The sequence below is a fragment of the Streptomyces sp. SUK 48 genome, assembly GCF_009650765.1.
GTDB lineage: Bacteria > Actinomycetota > Actinomycetes > Streptomycetales > Streptomycetaceae > Streptomyces.
The window spans coordinates 6,127,097-6,147,280 of record NZ_CP045740.1 but is presented as its reverse complement, the minus strand read 5'-3'; the positions used below and the strand labels follow the sequence as shown (position 1 = coordinate 6,147,280).

At 71.2% G+C, this 20,184-nt stretch carries 15 protein-coding genes and 1 pseudogene; 8 read left to right on the top strand and 8 right to left on the bottom strand.

Annotation, left to right across the window (positions count from 1 at the left end; genetic code table 11):
- Window positions 1–75 precede the first annotated feature (75 nt).
- A complete protein-coding gene (locus GHR20_RS27145; RefSeq protein WP_153814657.1) occupies window positions 76–501 on the bottom strand; it encodes a Rieske (2Fe-2S) protein in 426 nt (141 codons plus the stop codon).
- A gap of 230 nt (window positions 502–731) precedes the next feature.
- Here GHR20_RS27145 and GHR20_RS27140 point away from each other — a divergent pair, with 230 nt between their 5' ends.
- On the top strand, window positions 732–1,865 hold the full coding sequence (locus tag GHR20_RS27140; protein ID WP_153814656.1) for a LacI family DNA-binding transcriptional regulator: 1,134 nt from the start codon (window positions 732–734) through the stop codon (window positions 1,863–1,865).
- The gene (locus GHR20_RS27135; protein ID WP_153814655.1) at window positions 1,862–2,773 is read left to right on the top strand and encodes a carbohydrate kinase; all 912 of its coding nucleotides are present in this window, start codon (window positions 1,862–1,864) and stop codon (window positions 2,771–2,773) included. The genes GHR20_RS27140 and GHR20_RS27135 overlap by 4 nt, the downstream gene beginning before the upstream one ends.
- A gap of 117 nt (window positions 2,774–2,890) precedes the next feature.
- Here the strand turns inward: GHR20_RS27135 and uvrA are convergent, their stop codons facing one another.
- Entirely contained in the window at window positions 2,891–5,974 is a 3,084-nt protein-coding gene (gene uvrA / locus GHR20_RS27130) for an excinuclease ABC subunit UvrA (RefSeq protein WP_153814654.1), read from the bottom strand.
- 224 nt (window positions 5,975–6,198) lie between these two features.
- Here uvrA and GHR20_RS27125 point away from each other — a divergent pair, with 224 nt between their 5' ends.
- The 5 genes from GHR20_RS27125 to GHR20_RS27105 all read left to right on the top strand — a co-directional run bounded on the left by GHR20_RS27125 (window position 6,199) and on the right by GHR20_RS27105 (window position 10,865).
- Complete coding sequence (locus GHR20_RS27125; RefSeq protein ID WP_153814653.1) at window positions 6,199–6,885, top strand: maleylpyruvate isomerase family mycothiol-dependent enzyme; 687 nt, start codon at window positions 6,199–6,201, stop codon at window positions 6,883–6,885.
- Between the two features lie 418 nt (window positions 6,886–7,303).
- On the top strand, window positions 7,304–7,960 hold the full coding sequence (locus tag GHR20_RS27120) for an MBL fold metallo-hydrolase (RefSeq protein WP_153814652.1): 657 nt from the start codon (window positions 7,304–7,306) through the stop codon (window positions 7,958–7,960).
- Between the two features lie 363 nt (window positions 7,961–8,323).
- On the top strand, window positions 8,324–9,208 hold the full coding sequence (locus tag GHR20_RS27115) for an ABC transporter substrate-binding protein (RefSeq protein ID WP_153814651.1): 885 nt from the start codon (window positions 8,324–8,326) through the stop codon (window positions 9,206–9,208).
- Window positions 9,205–10,116, top strand: coding sequence for an amino acid ABC transporter permease (locus tag GHR20_RS27110; RefSeq protein ID WP_153814650.1), 912 nt, complete (start codon window positions 9,205–9,207; stop codon window positions 10,114–10,116). Before GHR20_RS27115 ends, GHR20_RS27110 begins: the two co-directional genes overlap by 4 nt.
- The gene (locus GHR20_RS27105; RefSeq protein WP_153814649.1) at window positions 10,113–10,865 is read left to right on the top strand and encodes an amino acid ABC transporter ATP-binding protein; all 753 of its coding nucleotides are present in this window, start codon (window positions 10,113–10,115) and stop codon (window positions 10,863–10,865) included. Before GHR20_RS27110 ends, GHR20_RS27105 begins: the two co-directional genes overlap by 4 nt.
- Before the next feature lie 31 nt (window positions 10,866–10,896).
- Here GHR20_RS27105 and aroQ read toward each other — a convergent pair whose 3' ends face one another.
- Entirely contained in the window at window positions 10,897–11,370 is a 474-nt protein-coding gene (gene aroQ / locus GHR20_RS27100; protein ID WP_153814648.1) for a type II 3-dehydroquinate dehydratase, read from the bottom strand.
- Between the two features lie 174 nt (window positions 11,371–11,544).
- Here aroQ and GHR20_RS27095 point away from each other — a divergent pair, with 174 nt between their 5' ends.
- Window positions 11,545–12,861 carry an MFS transporter gene (locus tag GHR20_RS27095; RefSeq protein WP_181516117.1) on the top strand — a complete coding sequence of 439 codons (1,317 nt, stop codon included), beginning with the start codon at window positions 11,545–11,547 and terminating at the stop codon, window positions 12,859–12,861.
- Here the strand turns inward: GHR20_RS27095 and GHR20_RS27090 are convergent.
- The 5 genes and pseudogenes from GHR20_RS27090 to uvrB all read right to left on the bottom strand — a co-directional run bounded on the left by GHR20_RS27090 (window position 12,851) and on the right by uvrB (window position 20,160).
- Window positions 12,851–13,951 (bottom strand): ionic transporter y4hA, encoded by a 1,101-nt coding sequence (locus GHR20_RS27090; protein ID WP_153814647.1) that lies wholly within the window; start codon window positions 13,949–13,951, stop codon window positions 12,851–12,853. The genes GHR20_RS27095 and GHR20_RS27090 overlap by 11 nt on opposite strands.
- A gap of 189 nt (window positions 13,952–14,140) precedes the next feature.
- Window positions 14,141–15,145, bottom strand: coding sequence for a TerC family protein (locus tag GHR20_RS27085; RefSeq protein WP_153814646.1), 1,005 nt, complete (start codon window positions 15,143–15,145; stop codon window positions 14,141–14,143).
- A 225-nt stretch (window positions 15,146–15,370) separates the two neighbouring features.
- Window positions 15,371–17,226 (bottom strand): annotated as a pseudogene (locus GHR20_RS27080) (TerD family protein).
- A 51-nt stretch (window positions 17,227–17,277) separates the two neighbouring features.
- Complete coding sequence (locus GHR20_RS27075; RefSeq protein WP_153814645.1) at window positions 17,278–17,856, bottom strand: TerD family protein; 579 nt, start codon at window positions 17,854–17,856, stop codon at window positions 17,278–17,280.
- Between the two features lie 156 nt (window positions 17,857–18,012).
- Window positions 18,013–20,160: an excinuclease ABC subunit UvrB gene (gene uvrB / locus GHR20_RS27070; RefSeq protein WP_153814644.1), complete on the bottom strand. Its 2,148-nt coding sequence runs from the start codon at window positions 20,158–20,160 to the stop codon at window positions 18,013–18,015.
- Between the last annotated feature and the right edge of the window lie 24 nt (window positions 20,161–20,184).

Here is a 20,184-nt window from a genome sequence, read left to right as displayed (position 1 = left end):
CCGCCCATCGGCCGATCCGACCGCTGATGCCGGACGACGCGGGCAGGGCGGTGGGGACGGAACAGCGCGCCGGGATCAGGCGGCCGGGCCGGCGACGATCCTGCCGTTCTCCGTCTTCACCGACAGCTCGGCCAGCGGCTCGGTGGCCGGCGACTGGACCACCTTGCCGGTCACGGCGTCGAACTCGCTGCCGTGGCAGGGACAGATCAGGGTCGTGCCCTGGAGCTTGTTGATCGGGCACCCGGCGTGCGTGCAGACCGTGCTGTACGCCTTCAGCGCGCCGCTCTTGTCCCGGCTGACCACCACGTTGTGGTCCTTGTAGAGCTTGGCGCCGCCCTTGGCGACATCGCCCTCGGCGCCGAGGTCCACCGGCGCGGTCGGGGTGGCGGCCGATCCGCCGCCGCCCGGCCCGGAGCACGCGGCCACACCGAGCCCGGCGACCGGGACCACGGCGGCTCCTCGAAGGACGGTACGACGGCTCGCGGAAGGACGCGCAGGCATCTCGGACTCCACTAGTCAAGGGGTGTACACGGCGACGATACCGGGGCGGGAATCCGCTCCCGGGGCGGGGTGCGGTGCGCGGGGACGGGGTGCCGGCAGAGCGCGGCACGGCGCGTACCGTACGGCGGGATCGGGCACGTAAACGTTTGCGCAAGCGTTTACGCGGGGTCTGCCGATGGGGTACGTTCCCCGCCGAGCGCCCGACGGCGGGCGGCGAGGAGGGGAGCACGATGGCCACCATGGCGGACGTCGCGCGGAGCGCCGGAGTCTCCGTGGCGACCGTCTCCCATGTCCTCAACGGCACCCGCCCGGTCTCGCCCGGCACCCGTCGGGCCGTCCTGGACGCCGTGGACGTCCTCGGCTACACCCCCAACACCCTGGCCCGTTCCTTGGTGACCGCGCGCACCCGCTCCATCGGACTCGCGGTGTCGGCGATCAGCAATCCGTACTTCACCGAGATCCTCCAGGGCGTCGAGACCGCCGCCCTCGATGCCGGTTACGGGCTGCTCCTCGCCGATCCGCACGACGACCCCCTTCATGAGCGCGAGGTCGCGCAACTCCTCCATGAGCGCCGGGTGGACGGCATGATCGTCGCCCCGTCGGCGCGGCCGGGCGAGCTGGTCGGCTACCTCGGCCGTCATGCCGTACCGACCGTGTTCCTGGACCGGCTGATCGACCCGCCCGGATGCGGCGAGGGGACGGACCCGGCCGCGGGCGCTCCGTTCTTCGATCAGGTCTGCGCGGAGAGCGCCGAGCCGACCGCCCGTCTCGTCACCCATCTCGCCGGGCTGGGGCACCGCCGGATCGGCCTGATCGCCGGGCTGCCGGGGCTCAGTACGACCCGTGAGCGCGTCACCGGCTATCTGGACGGTCTCGCCGCCGCGGGCCTCGCGCCCGACGACCGTCTCCTGGTGCCCGGCAACTCCGAGTCCGCCGGTGCCGAGCGGGCCACCGCCGCCCTGCTCGCCCTCCCCGATCCGCCCACCGCGCTCGTCACCGCCAACAACGCGATGACCCTCGGCGCCCTGCGCACCCTGCGCCGACACGGCCTGTCCGTGCCCGGCGACATCGCCCTGTGCTGCTTCGACGACTTCCCCTGGGCCGACCTCTTCTCGCCCCGGCTCACCGCCGTCGCCCAGCCCGGCCGGGAACTGGGCGCCCTGGCCGTACGACTGCTCCTGGAACGCCTGACCGAGCCCACCCGGCCGTCCCGGACCGTGCGGCTGCCCTGCGCGTTCGTCCACCGCACGTCCTGCGGCTGCCCGGAGGAACCCGCGCGGCCCGGGGCGACCTCGGGCACTGTGCCGTCCTCCGTGCCCGAACCCCTGCCCGAGCCCCCGTCCGAGAAGGGAACCACCTCGTGATCGTCGTCGCCGGTGAGGCACTGATCGACCTGGTACCGCAGGGCCCCGGCGCCCTCGCGGCCCTGAAACCGGCGCCCGGCGGCGGCCCGTACAACACCGCCCTGGCCCTCGGCCGCCTCGGCTCCCCCACCGCCTTCTGCTCCCGGACGTCGTACGACGCCTTCGGCGAGGCCCTGCTCGACGGGCTCCGGCGGGCCGGGGTGGAGGTCGCGGGCGTGCAGCGCGGGCCGGAGCCGACGACCCTCGCGGTGGCCACGCTCGACGGCGGCGGCTCGGCGTCGTACTCCTTCCATGTCGACGGCACCGCCGACCGTCTCTTCTCCGCGCCCGGCCCGCTCCCCGCGGGCACCCGCGCGGTGTCCTTCGGCACCCTGTCGCTCGTCCTGGAACCGGGGGCGAGCGCCTATGCGGAGCTGATGCGCGAGGCGGCCGGGCAGGGGCTGTTCACCGCGCTCGACCCGAACATCCGGGCGGGACTGATCCCGGACGCGGACGCCTACCGGGCGCGTTTCGCGAGCTGGCTGCCCTCGGTGACGCTGCTGAAGGTGTCCGCGGAGGACGCGGCGTGGCTGGGCGGGACGCCGCGCGAGTGGCTGGCCGAGGGACCGTCGGCCGTGGTGGTGACCCGGGGCGGCGAGGGGCTGACCGCGTACACCCGGGACGGCGGGGAGTGGTCCGTGCCCGGCGAGAAGGTCGACGTCGTGGACACCATCGGCGCCGGTGACACGGTCAACGCGGCGCTGCTGCACGGACTTTCCGCTCTGGACGCGCTGTCGCGGGAGGCGCTGGCCGCCCTCGGAGCGGAGGGCTGGGCGCGGCTGCTGCGCTTCGCGGCGCGTGCGGCGGCGGTCACCTGTTCACGGGCGGGCGCGGAGCCGCCGTTCGCGGACGAGGTGGGCGCTGTGTGAGTCGTCCGCTTTCCGTCTGCTCTTGTCAAGGAACGGCCGACGGTTCGTGCGGCTGAGGGTGGAACGGACGGCGCCCCGCGGGGAGTTCCCGCGGGGCGCCGTATTTTTGACCCGATGTCAGGCTTTGCTCGCCCGCGTCGTCTTCTTCGCGGGTGCCGCCTTCTTCGCGGCGGTCTTCTTCGCGGGCGTCGCCTTCTTCGCGGCCGTCTTGGTCGCGGCCGTCTTCTTCGTGGCCGCGGCAGCCTTCTTGGTCGCCGTGTTGTTGGCCTCGGCCGTCACCGTCTTCTTCGCCGGTGTCCCGGCCGCGGCCGTCTTCCTGGTGGCGCGCGGCGCCTTCACGGGCTCCGCGTCGCTGACCCGGTCGGCGCCCAGGACCTCGCGCAGGAACTTGCCGGTGTGGCTGGCCGGGACCCCGGCGACCTCCTCGGGCGTGCCCTCGGCGACCACCAGGCCACCGCCGGCGCCGCCCTCCGGGCCCATGTCCACGAGCCAGTCGGCGGTCTTGATCACGTCGAGGTTGTGCTCGATGACGATGACCGTGTTGCCCTTGTCGACCAGGCCGCCGAGCACCGTCAGCAGCTTGCTGATGTCCTCGAAGTGCAGACCGGTGGTGGGCTCGTCCAGCACGTAGACCGTGCGTCCGGTGGAGCGCTTCTGGAGTTCGCTGGCGAGCTTGACGCGCTGGGCCTCGCCGCCGGAGAGCGTGGTGGCGGACTGGCCGAGGCGGACGTAGCCGAGGCCGACGTCGTGCAGCGTCCTCAGGTGGCGCGAGATCGCCGGGACCGCCTCGAAGAAGTGCATGGCCTCCTCGATCGGCATGTTCAGCACCTCGGCGATGGACTTGCCCTTGTAGTGGACCTCCAGGGTCTCCCGGTTGTACCGGGCGCCGTGGCAGACCTCGCACGGGACGTAGACGTCCGGGAGGAAGTTCATCTCGATCTTGATGGTGCCGTCGCCCGCGCAGTTCTCGCAGCGGCCGCCCTTGACGTTGAAGGAGAAGCGTCCGGGCTGGTAGCCGCGGACCTTGGCCTCGGTGGTCTCGGCGAACAGGCGGCGGACGTGGTCGAAGACGCCGGTGTAGGTCGCCGGGTTGGACCGCGGGGTGCGGCCGATCGGCGACTGGTCGACATGGACGACCTTGTCCACCAGGTCGTCGCCGGCCACGCGCGTGTGGCGGCCCGGGACGGTGCGCGCGCCGTTCAGCTCGCGTGCCAGGTGGGTGTACAGGATGTCGTTGACCAGGGTGGACTTGCCGGATCCCGACACGCCTGTGACGGCCGTGAACACGCCCAGCGGGAAGGACACGTCGATGTCCTGGAGGTTGTTCTCGCGGGCGCCGTGCACGGTGAGTTGGCGCGAGGGATCGCGGGGGCGCCGGATGTCCGGCAGCGGGATGGCCTTGCGTCCGGAGAGGTAGGCGCCCGTCTGCGACTCGGTGTTGGCGAGCAGTTCCTTCAGGGAACCGCTGTGCACCACCTTGCCGCCGTGCTCACCGGCGCCGGGGCCGATGTCCACCACCCAGTCGGCGACCTTGATGGTGTCCTCGTCGTGCTCCACGACGATGAGCGTGTTGCCCATGTCGCGCAGCCGGACCAGGGTCTCGATCAGCCGGTGGTTGTCGCGCTGGTGCAGGCCGATGGAGGGCTCGTCCAGCACGTACAGGACGCCGACCAGGCCGGAGCCGATCTGGGTGGCCAGGCGGATGCGCTGGGCCTCGCCGCCGGAGAGGGTGCCGGCCGCACGGTTGAGCGAGAGGTAGTCCAGGCCGACGTCGACCAGGAAGCGCAGTCGCTCGTTGACCTCCTTCAGCACGCGTTCGGCGATCTTCTTGTCGCGGGCGCTCAGCTTCAGCTCGCCCAGGAACTCGGCGCAGTCGCTGATGGACATCGCCGAGACCTCGGCGATCGACTTCCCCATGACGCTGACGGCGAGGACGATCGGCTTCAGGCGGGTGCCTTCGCAGGAGGGGCAGGGCACCTCGCGCATGTAGCCCTCGAAGCGCTCGCGGCTGGCGTCGCTCTCGGCCTCGCTGTGCCGGCGCTTGACGAAGGGGACCGCGCCCTCGAAGGGCGTGGTGTAGACCCGCTCGCGGCCGTACCGGTTGCGGTAGCGCACCTCGATCTGGGTCTTGTGGCCGTGCAGCAGGGCCTTCCTGGCGCGCTGCGGCAGGCCCGCGAAGGGGATGTCGGTACGGAATCCGAGCGCGTCGGCGAGGGCACCGATCAGGCGGCCGAAGTAGTCCTTGGTGTGTCCGTGCGACCAGGGGTGGATGGCGCCTTCGTCCAGGGACTTGTCGGGGTCCGGGACGATCAGCTCGGGGTCGACCTCCATGCGGGTGCCGATGCCGGTGCACTCGGGGCACGCGCCGAAGGGCGAGTTGAAGGAGAAGGAGCGGGGCTCCAGCTCCTCGAAGGACAGGTCGTCGTACGCGCAGTACAGGTGCTCCGAGTACATGCGCTCGCGCTCGGGGTCGTCCTCGGGGAGGTCCACGAAGTCGAGCACGACCATGCCGCCGGACAGACCGAGGGCGGTCTCCACGGAGTCGGTGAGGCGGCGCTTGGCGGAGTCCTTCACCGTGAGGCGGTCCACGACCACCTCGATGGTGTGCTTCTCCTGCTTCTTCAGGGTCGGCGGTTCGGACAGCTGGATGGTCTGGCCGTCCACCCGCGCGCGGGAGTAGCCCTTGGTCTGGAGGTCGGAGAAGAGATCGACGAACTCGCCCTTGCGCTCGCGCACCAGCGGCGAGAGCACCTGGAAGCGGCTCCCCTCCGGCAGCTCCAGGACCTTGTCCACGATGGCCTGCGGCGACTGGCGCGAGATCGGGCGGCCGCACTCGGGGCAGTGCGGCTTGCCGATGCGCGCGAAGAGCAGACGCAGGTAGTCGTAGACCTCGGTGATGGTGCCGACGGTCGATCGGGGGTTGCGCGAGGTCGACTTCTGGTCGATGGAGACCGCCGGGGACAGGCCCTCGATGAAGTCGACGTCCGGCTTGTCCATCTGTCCGAGGAACTGCCGTGCGTACGAGGAGAGCGACTCCACGTAGCGCCGCTGGCCCTCGGCGAAGATCGTGTCGAATGCCAGGGAGGACTTGCCCGACCCGGACAGGCCCGTGAAGACGATGAGCGAGTCACGAGGCAGGTCGAGCGAGACATTCTTCAGGTTGTGCTCGCGCGCGCCACGGACGATGAGACGGTCGGCCACGCCGGTCCGCACCTTTCTTGGGAGAAGTGACAGGGGCGAAGCCCCCGTGCTTCTTCACACTAGGGGGAGCCACTGACAACGCCGGTCGGATTGCTCGGTTGCATAACAACCCCCGGCCTTCCAGCATGCCCGACGCCGCCTTCGACCATATAGCACGCGCATTCGAATAACGGACGAGCTTCACCAGCTTCACCCGAACGTGTGGCGGGGCTAGGGTCGGGCCCATGATTGATCACGCTCATGACCTGGCATGTGTACGTGACGCGACCGAGCGGCTGCTCAACGCGGTCGCACAACTGGACAACGCCTCACTCGCCGAGTCGTCACGGCTTCCCGGCTGGAGCCGCGGCCATGTCCTCGCCCACCTCGCCCGGAACGCGGACGCGCTCGTGAACGTCCTCGAGGGCCGGCCCATGTACGCGAGCGCCGAGGCACGGGACGCCGACATCGACAACGGCGCCGCGCGTCCCCTGGAGGTCCAGCTCGCCGACCTGCGCGAGACCGCGGAGCGGTTCCGGGCGGCGGGGGACGCGCCCGCGGACTGGACGCGCACGGTGGAGCTGCGCAACGGGGTCACCGACGACGCGGCCCGGGTGCCGTTCCGCCGGTGGATCGAGGTGGAGCTGCACCATGTGGACCTCGGTATCGGGTACGACCTGGAGGATCTGCCGGCCGAGTTCCTGGAGCGCGAGGCCGGCTTCCTGACCCGGCGCTTCTCCGGCAGCCCCGACGTCCCCGCGACCCGCGTCGCGGACGGCGCCCACGAGTGGACCACGGGAAGGGCCGCGGACAAGCCCGAGGTCACCGTCACGGGCACCCTCGCCGACCTGGTCGGCTGGCTCGCCGGCCGCCGCGACGGCTCCGCCCTGGCGACGGAGGGCGGCACCCTGCCGAAGCTCCCGCCGCTCTAGGTTTTGAACCCGGGGTACGGCAGAGCGGTCGCCGGCGCCGGACGAAGATGCCGGACGAGGGCCGAGGGCGAAGAGGTGGGCGCTCCGGTTCGGGGGCGTGTGACGATCAAGGCGTGAGGACTTCTGATGCCGCGTTTCGCCGCCGCCTCCCGACAGAGGCGCTCACCGTCGTCGCCGCGCCCGCTCCGGCGCAGACGGCGTGGCTGGAGCGGCACGGTGTCCTGACCGATGAGATCGCGCTCGATCTCGATGGACGCCGGGCGGGGCGCGGGAGATCGCCCGGCGGGTGCTCGCGCGGGAAGGTGGGGACGCCTCCGTGCTGCCGGATATCCGCGTCATCAGGTGAGGAGTTCCGCGCTTCGGACCGCTTGTGCCGGTGGGGCGTCGCCGTCACCGCGAACGGCATAGGCTGATCACCATGACGTACACGGGCGAGGTCAGGGTCGGCGGGCCGGCGGATGTGCATGAGCTCAAGGACCTGATGATCACGAAGATCGCGGTCGGGCCGATGGACAACAACGCCTATCTGCTGCGCTGCCGGGCCACCGACGAGCAGCTTCTGATCGACGCCGCGAGCGAGCCGCGGACACTCCTGGGGATGATCGGGGACGACGGCATCGCGTCCGTCGTCACCACCCACCAGCACGGCGACCACTGGCAGGCGCTCGCCGAGGTCGTGGCCGCCACGGGCGCGCGCACGCACGCCGGACGCGAGGACGCGCCGGGCATCCCGGTGGCCACCGACGTGCTCGTGGACGACGGCGACGTCATCCGGGTGGGACAGGTGGAACTCACCGCGCGCCACCTCGTCGGGCACACGCCGGGCTCCATCGCGCTGGTCTACGACGACCCGCACGGCCATCCGCACGTCTTCACCGGCGACTGCCTCTTCCCGGGCGGCGTCGGCAACACGCACAAGGACCCGGAGGCGTTCGCCAGCCTGATCCACGACGTGGAGACGAAGATCTTCGACACGCTGCCGGACGAGACCTGGGTCTATCCGGGGCACGGCGACGACACCACGCTCGGCGCCGAACGCCCGCATCTGCCGGAGTGGCGCACGCGCGGGTGGTGAACCCCGGCCGCCCATAAGGGAGATGCCGTACGCCCGGCACGTACGACCAGCGTGTACGACCGCCCCGTGCGCCCGGCGTGGACGCCGTTCCGCGCGCCCCGTGTGAACGTTTCGCACGCGCCCGGTGCCCCCGCACGCTCCCCCGAACCGGCGACCCGCGGTCAACTGGTCGCAGCCCCGCCCGGGATGACGGCTCCCGAGCGGCAGGGCCGCCGGTCTGCCCACCCTGCCCTGGGCCGGCGGCCCGGGCCGGGGCACCACCGCCCCGGTTCGCGTTCACACAGCCGCAACACCCGCTCCCACTATGCGGACAAAAATGGTCGTGACCTCGACAAACGCCGAGTTCGCTGCCACTCTCCCGCCATGCACCTCGCCCCTCGCCCAGTGCGCCGCGCGGCAGCGGCCGCCGCCCTCGCCCTGCTCGCCACCGCCGTCGGCTGCGCCCCGCAGCCCGAGGCGAAGTCGTCGGCCACCGCGCCCGGTTCGGCCGCCGCGAGCTGCGCCAAGGGCAAGCTGGCCACCAAGACGTCCGGGAAACTGACCATCGCGACGGACGAACCCGCCTACGAGCCGTGGTTCAAGGACGACAAGCCCACCGACGGCAAGGGCTTCGAATCCGCGGTCGCCTACGCCGTGGCCGGGCAGCTCGGGTACGGCAAGGACAAGGTGGTCTGGCAGAGCGTGCCCTTCAACAAGGCGTTCGCGCCCGGCGTGAAGACCTTCGACTTCGACATCAACCAGGTTTCGATCAGCACCGAACGCAAAAAGGCCGTCGACTTCTCCTCCGGCTACTACGACGTGCGCCAGGCCGTCATCGCGCTCAAGGGGAGCAAGGCCGCGAAGGCGAGGAGCATCGCGGACCTGCGCGGCCTCAAACTGGGCGCCCAGGTGGGCACCACGAGTCTCGACTACATCACCGGCGTGGTGAAGCCCAAGCAGGACCCCGCCGTCTACGCCAAGAACGACCAGGCCAAGTCCGCCCTGAAGAACGGCCAGGTCGACGCCGTCGTCACCGATCTGCCGACCGCGTTCTACATCACCTCCGCCGAGGTGACGAGCGCCGAGATCGTCGGCCAGTTCGAGAACCAGGGCGGCACGCCCGAGCAGTTCGGCCTGGTGCTCGACAAGGGCAGCGCGCTGACCCCGTGCGTGAGCGGCGCCGTCGACGCCCTGCGCAAGGACGGCACCCTGGCGCGGCTCGACCAGCGATGGCTGTCCGACGCCGTCGGCGCCCCGGTGCTCAAGTGACCGTCACCAAGGGCGAGTCCGCGCGGGAGGGAGCCGACGACGAGGACGGCATGCCCGGCGACGGCTACGTCCCCTCCGCACGGCGGCTGGAGCGCGAACGCCACAAGCGGACCCGGGCCCGCCGCGCGACGGCCGTCGCGGCGCTGTCCACCCTGGTCACCGCCGCCGTGCTCTACCTGGTCGTGGTCGACGCGCCCGGCTGGCCGCGCACCAAGGAGACGTTCTTCAGCGCCCAGTACGCGCGCGAGGCGCTCCCGAAGGTCCTCGAAGGGCTGTGGCTGAACGTCCGCCTGCTGCTGATCTGCGGTGTCACCGTCCTGGTCCTCGGCATGCTGATCGCGATCGCGCGCACCCTGCGCGGCCCGGTGTTCTTCCCGCTGCGGGTACTGGCGGCGGCGTACACCGACTTCTTCCGCGGGCTGCCACTGATCATCAATCTGATGATCGTGGTCCTCGGCGTACCCGCGCTGCGGCTCCAGGGGGTGACGGTCGATCCGGTGCTGCTCGGCGGCACGGCGCTGACCCTGACGTACTCGGCGTACGTCGCCGAGGTGTTCCGGGCCGGCATCGAGTCGATCCACCCCTCCCAGCGCGCGGCGGCCCGCTCGCTGGGCCTGACCAACCGCCAGGCCCTGCGCTACGTGGTGCTGCCCCAGGCGGTGCGCCGGCAGGTGCCGCCGCTGCTCAACGACCTGGTGTCGCTCCAGAAGGACACCGGCCTGGTGTCGATCGGCGGCGCGGTGGACGCCGTACGGGCGGCCGACATCATCGTGGGCCGCAGCCTGAACTACACGCCGTATATCGTGGCGGGCCTCGTGTTCGTGGCGCTGACCATTCCGATGACCCGCTTCACGGACTGGGTGACGGCCCGCCTTGACCGGCGGCGGGAACAGGGAGGATCCCTATGAGCGACGCGCCGGTGCTGCGCATGGAGTCGGTCCGCAAGACCTTCGGCGGCTCGGCTGTCCTGCGGGACGTCGGTCTGGAGGTCGCCCCGCACACGGTGACCGCGCTGATCGGCGCCTCCGGGTCCGGGAAGTCGACGCTGCTGCGGTGCGCCAACCTCCTGGAGGAGATCGACGACGGCGCGATCTGGCTGGACGGCGAGGAGATCACCGATCCCCGGGCCGACCAGGACGCGGTGCGGCGTCGGATCGGCGTGGTCTTCCAGGCGTACAACCTCTTCCCGCACATGAGCGTGCTGGACAACATCACGCTCGCCCCGCGGCGGGTGCACGGCGTCTCCCGCGCCGAGGCCGAGGAGCGGGCCAGAGGACTGCTGGAGCGCCTCGGGCTGGCCGGTAAGGCGGACGCCTATCCGGACCGGCTCAGTGGCGGCCAGCAGCAGCGGGTGGCGATCGTACGGGCCCTCGCCGTGCGGCCCCGGCTGTTGCTACTGGACGAGATCACGGCCGCGCTCGACCCCGAACTGGTGGGCGAGGTGCTGGAGGTGGTCCGGGGGCTGAAGGACGAAGGCATGACCATGGTGCTGGCCACCCATGAGATGGGCTTCGCGCGGGACGTCGCCGACCAGGTGTGCTTCCTGGACGGCGGGGTCGTCCTCGAACACGGCACAGCCGAGCAGGTGTTCGGGGATCCGCAGCAGGAACGCACCCGGCGCTTCCTGCGGCGGATCGTCGAGGCCGGCCGCCTGTAGGACCGCCGCGGGGCCCCGCGCGGCGCGGGGACTACGCGTCGGCTCGCGTTGCGCCCAGGAGTGCCACGACGCGCTCGACGCCGAACGCGTAGCCCTGCACGCCACAGCCCGCGATCACGCCGTCGGCGCGCAGGGAGACGTACGAGTGGTGCCGGAACGTCTCGCGCCGGTGGATGTTGGAGATGTGCACCTCCAGGACGGGCATGCCGTCGCAGGTGTTGAGCGCGTCCAGGATCGCCACCGACGTGTGGGAGTAGGCGCCGGGGTTGATGACGATGCCGCAGTGACCCAGGCGCGCCTCGTGGATCCAGTCGACCAGTTCGCCCTCGTGGTTGGACTGCCGGAAGTCGGTCGTGCCGCCGTGCCTCGCCGCCGCCTCGGCGCACAGTGCCTCGACGTCGGCGAGGGTCTCCCTGCCGTAGATCTCCGGCTGGCGCCGGCCCAGCAGGTTCAGGTTGGGCCCGTTGAGGATCATGATCGGGGCGTTGGCCAGGGTGCGGGGCACGGTTCCTCCGGTCGTTCGGGGCGGTGCGTCCGCGACCGCCGCTCGATCCCGGTCTATCACGGCTCCGGCGTGCGCTCCGGCCTCGTCCCCACTCGCCCCGGGCGCGCGCTTCGGCCACTCGGTCACCCCTGTACGCCCCCGTAATCCGTGATCACAGTGGGTAGTTGACGCACCATGCACGACGTACGCGCTGTCACCACCGCCTCTCTGCCGCGCCTGGCCGCCGCCTCGCTCGCCGGCACCGCGGTCGAGTTCTACGACTTCTACGCCTACGGGACCGCGGCCGCGCTGGTCCTGGGGCCGCTGTTCTTCCCCTCGTTCTCGCCGGCCACCGGGACGCTGGCGGCGTTCGCGACGTTCGGCGTGGGTTTCGTGGCCAGGCCGCTGGGATCGGTGCTGTTCGGGCACCTCGGGGACCGGCGCGGTCGGCGGCCGGTGCTCATCGCCTCGCTGCTGCTCACCAGCGCCTCCACGATCGCGGTGGGCTGTGTGCCCTCGTACGCCTCGATCGGTGTGGCCGCGCCCGTGCTGCTCCTGCTGCTGCGGTTTCTGCAAGGGCTCGGGCTGGGCGGCGAGTGGGGCGGGGCCGTCCTGCTCACCGTCGAGCACGCGCCCGCCGGACGGCGCGCCCTGTGGTCGAGCATTCCGCAGCTGGGGCCCGCGATCGGTTTCGTGCTCGCCAACGGGGCGATGCTGGCGCTGTCCACCGGGCTCTCCGACGCGCAGTTCGCGCGGTGGGGCTGGCGGGTGCCGTTCTGGGCGGCGGCGGTGCCCGCGCTGGCGGGGCTGTGGCTGCGCTCGTCGCTCGCCGAGAGCCCCCGGTTCCTGGAGCTCGACGACCACGCGCGCGTGCCCTTCATGGAGGTCGTACGGCACCACAGACGGCTGGTGCTGCTGGCCGCGGGGGCGCTGTCCGCCGGGTACGCGGTGTTCTACGCGGTGACGACCTGGTCGCTGTCGTACGCGACGGAGCGGCTCGACGTGAGCCGGAACGTCATGCTGACCTGCGTCATGGCGGCGGTGCTCGTGCAGGCCCCGCTCATCCCCGCCGCGGCGCTGCTCGGTGACCGGTACGGACGCCGGCCGATGTGCGTGACCGGATGTACGGCCTGCGCGCTGTGGATGCTGCCCATGGTCTCGCTGCTGGCGACCGGCGATCCGGTGCTCATGTTCCTCGGGATGCTGGGCGCGCTGCTCGCCTTCGTCACGGTGTTCTCGGTGGTCTCCGCCTATCTGCCGGAGCTGTTCGACGCCCGGGTGCGCTGCACGGGCGCCGCGGTGGGCTACAACCTCGGCGGGGTGCTCGGCGGCGCGCTCACCCCGATCGTGGCCACGGCGCTCGCGCAGGGCGGCGGGCGCGTCCCGTGGGGCGTGGGCGGCTATCTGACCGGTATGGCGCTGCTCAGCGTGGGCTGCTTCGCGCTGCTGCCGGAGACGCACCCGGCGCCGGTGCCGGCGGTGGAGACGGTGGCCGGCCCGGTCAGGGGTTGATCGCGAGTTCCAGGTAGGCCGCGAACAGCACCAGGTGGACACCGCCCTGCAAGGGGGTGGCCCGGCCCGGCACCACGGTCAGGGAGGCGACCACCACCGTGAGCGCGAGCAGCAGCATATGGACGGGGTCGAGGCCGAGGACGAGCGGCCCCGGCAGCCAGAGGGAGGCCAGCGCCACCGCCGGGATGGTCAGTCCGATGCTGGCCATCGCCGAGCCGAGCGCGAGGTTGAGACTGGTCTGCACCCGGTCCCGGCGGGCGGCACGCAACGCGGCGATGGTCTCGGGAAGCAGCACGAGCAGAGCGATGATCACACCGACGACGGCCTGGCGCAGGCCCGCGGCCGCCACCCCCGACTCGATGGCGGGTGACACGCCCTTGGCCAGGCCGACGACGCCGATCAGCGCCAGGCCGAGCATGCCGAGGCTGATCAGGGCGGTGCGCTTGGACGGGGGGCTGGCGTGGTCCTCGGCGTTGATGACTTCCCCCTGCCGGGTGATGGGCAGGAAGTAGTCCCGGTGCCGCACCGTCTGGGTGGTCACGAACAGGCCGTAGAGGATCAGCGAGGACAGCGCGGCGAAGGTCAGCTGGAGTGAGGAGAACTCCGGTCCCGGCTTGCTGGTGGTGAAGGTCGGCAGCACCAGGCTCAGCGTGGCCAGGGTGGCGACCGTCGCGAGCGCGGCGCCGGAGCCCTCGGGGTTGAAGACGGCGGTGCCGTGCCGCAGCGAGGCGACGAGCAGGCAGATGCCGACGATGCCGTTGCAGGTGATCATCACGGCGGCGAATACGGTGTCCCTGGCCAGGGTGGAGCTTTTGTCGCCGCCGTCGGCCATCAGCGTGACGATCAGCGCCACCTCGATGACCGTGACGGCGACGGCCAGTACCAGGGAGCCGAGGGGTTCGCCGATGCGGTGGGCGATCACTTCGGCGTGGTGCACCGCCGCGAGGACGGCCCCTGCGAGCACCACCGTCACCAGGGCGATGACGGGACCCGGCATGGCCCGGTGCCAGGTGAGGATCAGCAGGACGACCGCGAGCACCGGCACGGGGATCGTCCATCGCCGGGCGAGCGATCGCAGCCAAGTGATCATGCCGCGATCGTCGCAGAGAGCCACATGGTTCGCATTCTGTTCGTTCCGGATGCTTCCGTCCCTTCCCCTCGGGGTCCGGCGCCGGCTCGGGCCGGGCCCCGCGTGCTGGATCGTGTCCCACGGAGGGGCCTCCGCTCGCGGAGGCCCCTCCGTGGATGGCGGCCCTGCCGAGCCGTGCGGGCCGTGGGGTCAGACGTCCACGGACTCCCGCTTCCCGGCGTCCTCGCTGTCGGCGGCCGCCGCGAGGGCCGCCTGCTTCCTGGAGGCCATGAGGCTGGTGACCGTGGTGACGACCAGGACCGTGCAGATCACGCCGAGCGAGACCGGGATGCTGATCTCGGGGACCGGCACGCCCGACTCGTGCAGGGCGTGCAGCACGAGCTTCACGCCGATGAAGCCGAGGATGACCGACAGGCCGTACGAGAGGTGGACCAGCTTCTTCAGCAGACCGCCGAGGAGGAAGTACAGCTGGCGCAGACCCATCAGCGCGAAGGCGTTGGCGGTGAAGACGATGTACGGGTCCTGGGTCAGACCGAAGATGGCGGGGATCGAGTCCAGGGCGAACAGGAGGTCGGTGGTGCCGATGGCGAGCATCACGACCAGCATCGGGGTCATGACCCGCTTGCCGTTCTGCCGGATCCACAGCTTGGTGCCGTGGTACCGGTCGGCCACGCCGAACCTGCGCTCCGCGGCCTTCAGCAGCCGGTTCTCCTCGAACTCCTCCTCGCCCTCGTCGTCGGCTCGGGCCTCCTGGACCAGCTTCCACGCGGTCCATATCAGGAAGGCGCCGAAGAGGTAGAACACCCAGGAGAAGCTGGTGACGATCGCGGCTCCGGCGGCGATGAACACCGCGCGCAGCACCAGGGCTATGAGAACGCCGATGAGCAGGACGCGCCGTTGGTAGAGGGCGGGAACCGCGAACTTCGCCATGATCAGGACGAAGATGAAGAGGTTGTCGACGCTCAGCGACTTCTCGGTGATGTAGCCCGCGAAGAACTCGCCGGCCGGCTGTCCGCCGCCGAAGAGGAACAGGCCGAGGCCGAAGAGGCCGGCCAGGACGATCCAGACGACGGTCCAGATGCCCGCTTCTTTGATCGACACCTCATGGGGCTTGCGCCCGATGAGGAAGTCGAATCCGATCAGGGCGGCCAGGCCCACGATGGTGAGGACCCACAGGGTCATGGAAACTTCCACGGCAACCTCCGGCATGTCGAGACGGCAAGCACATATGTGTTGTCACTGCCGGAGGTCTCTTCCACCCGCACGGGGGCCGACGCCCCGGGACCGGAACCGGTCCGTATTGACGGGTGCGCCGCAGTCAGGGAGTACTCCCCTCCGCTTGGAAAACAGTACCCCAATCACCAAGCATTGGTAAAGTGAACGGCAAAGGAAAGCACAAAATCCCAGCTCAGAGCGCCTTTACTTGTGCTTGATCAAGACGGTGGCGATCTCGCCGAGCACCTGTTCCACGATCCGGCTGCCGACCGGCGCGAGCGTGGGCTCGTAGGTCCAGGCATGACCCACCCAGGGGTCGGCGACGTGTTCGTCGGGGACCGGGGTGAGGCGCGTCAGCGAGCGCCACAGCGGGTCCAGCAGGGGGCCGTAGGCGGCGGCGTCCGCACGGTCCGCCACCAGCAGCAGGTGCACGCCGACGGCCGGGCCCTCGTCCGCCAGGTAACGCAGCCGTGTGATGGCCCGGTCGTCGAAGCCGTGCGGGAAGTCGTTGACGATCAGCAACTGCCGCGCGGTGTCCACGTCGTCCGGCAGCGCCCCGGTCGCCCCGCCCGCACCGCCATCTGCACCAGGTCGACCCGCCGGGTGAGCCGCTCCAGCGCCTCCGCGACGCCCGCCGCGCCGGTCGCGGGCGGTGCCGCGAGGACTCCGGCGCCGGTCAGCGGCCGCAGCGCGCGGGTCCCCGTGCCGGCCGGGTCGACGACCCGCACGGCGAACTCCCCCGCCGGATGCGCGGCGAGCAGCCGGGCCGCGAGCACCACCGCCACCTCCATGGCCGCCTGCCGCAGCGCGGCCGAGTCCGCGAAGGATCCCTCGGGCATGGCCGTGGCACCGCTGTCGATCCACAGGCCGTGCTCCAGCGGCAGTCTGACCAGCAGCGGGATGCGCAGGGGCAGGCTTTCGGGCAGATGCAGCTCACCGAGCCGAAGCGCCATCGGCGGCTCGGTGGGCACGCGGTAGCCGTGCCAGGCGGGGCTGTCCCAGCGGGCGTAGGCGGGCGGGAGCGCCGGTTCGACGACCTCGGACTCCGCGGTGAGCTGGGCGAGGTCGCGGTCGAGGGCGGCGCGCGCCTGCTCGGCCAGCTGGTCCCGGCGGGCCCGCGCCGCCTCGCGCGCGGCCGTGTTCCCGCCGCCGAGGCGGGCGCGCGGGTCGGCGAGGGCCTCGTCGAGTTCCCGTTCGAGGCGGGTGTCGGCGAAGTCGACGGCACCGCGGTACGCGGCCGTGGTGCGCGTCAGGTCCTCGAACATGCCCCATACCTGGTTGTACAGCCGCTCCTCCATCGACCAGCCCGTGGCGTCGCCCGCGACCGGCGGGGCGGGCTGTCCGTCGGCGGCCGGGGCGGCCGTGGGCGCGGGCGGTGCGGTGTCGCGGGGCCGGCGGGGGTGGGAGTAGTCGATCGGGCCGCCGGGCGCGGGTACGTCCGCCGGTGCCGGGCTCTCGTGGGGGTTGCGGCCCGCGTGGTCCGCGCGGTGCGTGTCGTGGGCGGCCGCGGGGCCGGTGTTCGTGGTCGCCTGTATGACGCCCGCGAGCGCGTCGGCCTCGGGCAGGCCCTGGTCGGCGAGGAGGGCCGGGAGGCCGTCGGCGTAGCCCTGGCCCATCGCGCGGATCTTCCAGGCGCCGTGCCTGCGGTACAGCTCCAGAGCGACCACGGCCGTCTCGGTGTCCAGGCCGGTGACGGCGTAGCGGGCCAGCTCGGTGCCGTCGGGGCCGTGCACCGTGGTGTGCGGGGCGGGGACGGCGCCGAAGCGGAGCGGGCCCGTGGTCCCGGTGGGCAGGGCGAGGAAGACGCCGACCCGGTGGACGGCCTCGGGCACGGCCGACAGGTCCACGGCCAGCCGGTGTTCGGCGGCGGTCTGCCGGGGGACCTCGACACCGGAGAGCGCGGGGGCGCCGGGGTGGGCGACCCGCTGGGGGCCCCGCACCGTGCCGTTCTCGTCGGCGAGCGTGGCCCCGGCCAGGACCGGGATCCCGGCCGAGATCCGGATCTCCAGCCGGAGCTGGGACAGCGGGTGGTTCTGTCCCCGCACCAGGTCGGCCGTCATCCCCGTCGCCCCCGTCGTGTTGTCGTGGAGCCCCGCCCGCCGGATCCGCGGCTACAGGTGCGGCAGGATCGCCGGCATCAGGTCCTGGAAGGTGCGCCCGTTGGCGGCGGTACCGAGGGCGGTCATCGTCCAGCCCGGGCCCGCGCGGTGCACCTTGGCCATGATCTGGGCGGTGTACTCGCCGCCGCCGGCCAGCGTGTAGCGGGCGAGTTCCTGGCCGTTGGACTCGTCCACCAGGCGGCAGAACGCGTTCTCCACCTCTTGGAAGGTCTGGCCCGTGAAGGAGTTCACGGTGAAGACGATCTGGTCGATGTGGACCGGGACGCGCTGGAGGTCGACGAGGATCGCCTCGTCGTCGCCGCCCTGGCCGACGCCGCCCACCAGGTTGTCGCCGGTGTGGCGCACCGAGCCGTCGTCGCTCACCAGGTGCCGGAAGAAGACGACGTCGACCGGCTGCTTCTCGGCGAAGAGCACCGCGGAGGCGTCCAGGTCGATCTCCCTGGTGCGTGAGCCGAACAGCCCGCGGCGCTTGGCCGCCTGCCAGCCCAGCCCCATACGGACCGCGGTGAGGGTGCCCCCGTCGTTCTTCTCCAGGCTGATGGCCTGACCCTTGCTCAAGTTGACGGACACGGCTGAATCCCCTCTCGAAGGTCCCCTGTTGCCGCAGACCGCGCGGCTGATCAGAACCCTACGCAGGGGCAGCGACACCGCCGCACCCCGGTCCGCGCTTTGTGTCGGTGTTGCAACACTCGGCGCGTATGCCGAGGTCCGGCGGTGTCTCGCGGATCAGGCGATGCCCGCCTCCCGCATCTGGCGCAGCTCCTTCTTCATCTCCGAGACCTCGTCGCGCAGCCGGGCCGCGATCTCGAACTGGAGCTCCGCGGCGGCGGCGCGCATGCGCTCGGTCATCTCCTCGATCTGTTCGGCGAGTTCGGCCGCCGGACGGTCCGTGGGCACCGTCGCCGCGGCCTTGCCCTTCGCGCCCTTGGCCGCCTTGCCGCCCTTGACCGCCTTGTCGCTCAGCGCGGGCACGGGGGTCTTGGCGCCCTTGCCGTCCTTCGACTTGCGGTAGCCGCTGCCGAGGAGCTGCTCGGTGTCGACCTCCTCGCGGGCGATCTGCGCGACGATGTCGTTGATCTTCTTGCGCAGCGGCTGCGGGTCGATGCCGTTGGCCTTGTTGTAGGCGATCTGCTTCTCGCGGCGGCGGTTGGTCTCGTCGATGGCCCGCTCCATCGCCGGGGTGATCTTGTCGGCGTACATATGGACCTCGCCGGAGACATTGCGCGCCGCGCGGCCGATGGTCTGGATCAGCGAGGTGCCGGAGCGCAGGAAGCCCTCCTTGTCGGCGTCGAGGATCGCCACCAGGGAGACCTCGGGCAGGTCGAGGCCCTCACGCAGCAGGTTGATACCGACCAGGACGTCGTACTCACCGGCGCGCAGTTCGCGCAGCAGTTCCACGCGGCGCAGGGTGTCGACGTCGCTGTGCAGATAGCGCACCTGGATGCCCAGTTCCAGGAAGTAGTCGGTGAGGTCCTCGGCCATCTTCTTGGTGAGCGTGGTGACCAGGATGCGCTCGTCCTTGTCGGTGCGCTTGCGGATCTCGTGCACCAGGTCGTCGATCTGGCCCTCGGTGGGCTTGACCACGACCTCGGGGTCGACCAGGCCGGTCGGGCGGATGATCTGCTCGACGACGCCGTCGGAGCGCGACAGCTCGTAGTTTCCCGGGGTGGCCGACAGGTAGACGGTCTGGCCGATGCGCTCCTGGAACTCCTCCCACTTCAGGGGCCGGTTGTCCAGGGCGGAGGGCAGGCGGAAGCCGTGGTCCACGAGGGTGCGCTTGCGGGAGGCGTCGCCCTCGTACATCGCGCCGATCTGCGGGACGGTGACGTGCGACTCGTCGATGACGAGCAGGAAGTCGTCCGGGAAGTAGTCGAGCAGGGTGTTGGGCGGGGAGCCGGGCAGGCGGCCGTCGAAGTGCATCGAGTAGTTCTCCACGCCGGAGCAGCTGCCGATCTGGCGGAGCATCTCGATGTCGTAGGTGGTGCGCATCCGCAGCCGCTGGGCCTCCAGGAGCTTGCCCTGCTTCTCCAGCTCGGCCAGGCGCTCGCCCAGTTCCTTCTCGATGTCGTTGACGGCCCGCTCCATGCGTTCGGGGCCGGCGACGTAGTGGGAGGCCGGGAAGACGTACAGCTGCTGGTCGTCGCTGATGATCTCGCCGGTGAGCGGGTGGAGCGTGGACAGCGCCTCGATCTCGTCGCCGAACATCTCGATGCGGACGGCGAGCTCCTCGTAGACCGGGAAGATCTCGATGGTGTCGCCGCGGACGCGGAAGGTGCCGCGGGTGAAGGCGAGGTCGTTGCGCGTGTACTGGATGTCGACGAAGCGGCGCAGCAGCTCGTCCCGGTCGAGCTCGTCGCCGACCCTGAGGGGGACCATGCGGTCCACGTACTCCTGGGGGGTGCCCAGGCCGTAGATGCAGGACACCGAGGCGACCACGACGACGTCACGGCGGGTGAGCAGCGAGTTGGTCGCCGAGTGGCGCAGCCGCTCGACCTCCTCGTTGATCGAGGAGTCCTTCTCGATGTACGTGTCCGACTGCGGGACGTACGCCTCGGGCTGGTAGTAGTCGTAGTACGAGACGAAGTATTCGACCGCGTTGTTCGGGAGGAGCTCGCGGAACTCGTTGGCCAGCTGGGCGGCCAGTGTCTTGTTCGGCGCCATCACCAGGGTGGGGCGCTGGAGCTTCTCGATCATCCACGCGGTGGTGGCGGACTTGCCGGTGCCGGTCGCGCCCAGCAGGACGACGTCCTTCTCCCCGGCCTTGACGCGCTTGGCCAGGTCGGCGATGGCCGTCGGCTGGTCGCCGCTGGGCTGGTAGGGACTGACGACCTCGATGGGCGCCACCGTGCGTTCGATGTGGGAAACGGGCCGCATGCCATCAACCGTACGACCCCCCAC

What these genes read in the sequence shown, in the direction of transcription:
- GHR20_RS27145 (WP_153814657.1), bottom strand. Translation starts at nt 501, where the DNA reads ATGCCTGCGCGTCCTTCCGCGAGCCGTCGTACCGTCCTTCGAGGAGCC.
- GHR20_RS27140 (WP_153814656.1), top strand. Translation starts at nt 732, where the DNA reads ATGGCCACCATGGCGGACGTCGCGCGGAGCGCCGGAGTCTCCGTGGCG.
- GHR20_RS27125 (WP_153814653.1), top strand. Translation starts at nt 6,199, where the DNA reads ATGATTGATCACGCTCATGACCTGGCATGTGTACGTGACGCGACCGAG.
- GHR20_RS27120 (WP_153814652.1), top strand. Translation starts at nt 7,304, where the DNA reads ATGACGTACACGGGCGAGGTCAGGGTCGGCGGGCCGGCGGATGTGCAT.
- GHR20_RS27115 (WP_153814651.1), top strand. Translation starts at nt 8,324, where the DNA reads ATGCACCTCGCCCCTCGCCCAGTGCGCCGCGCGGCAGCGGCCGCCGCC.
- GHR20_RS27105 (WP_153814649.1), top strand. Translation starts at nt 10,113, where the DNA reads ATGAGCGACGCGCCGGTGCTGCGCATGGAGTCGGTCCGCAAGACCTTC.
- GHR20_RS27095 (WP_181516117.1), top strand. Translation starts at nt 11,545, where the DNA reads ATGCACGACGTACGCGCTGTCACCACCGCCTCTCTGCCGCGCCTGGCC.
- GHR20_RS27090 (WP_153814647.1), bottom strand. Translation starts at nt 13,951, where the DNA reads ATGATCACTTGGCTGCGATCGCTCGCCCGGCGATGGACGATCCCCGTG.
- uvrB (WP_153814644.1), bottom strand. Translation starts at nt 20,160, where the DNA reads ATGCGGCCCGTTTCCCACATCGAACGCACGGTGGCGCCCATCGAGGTC.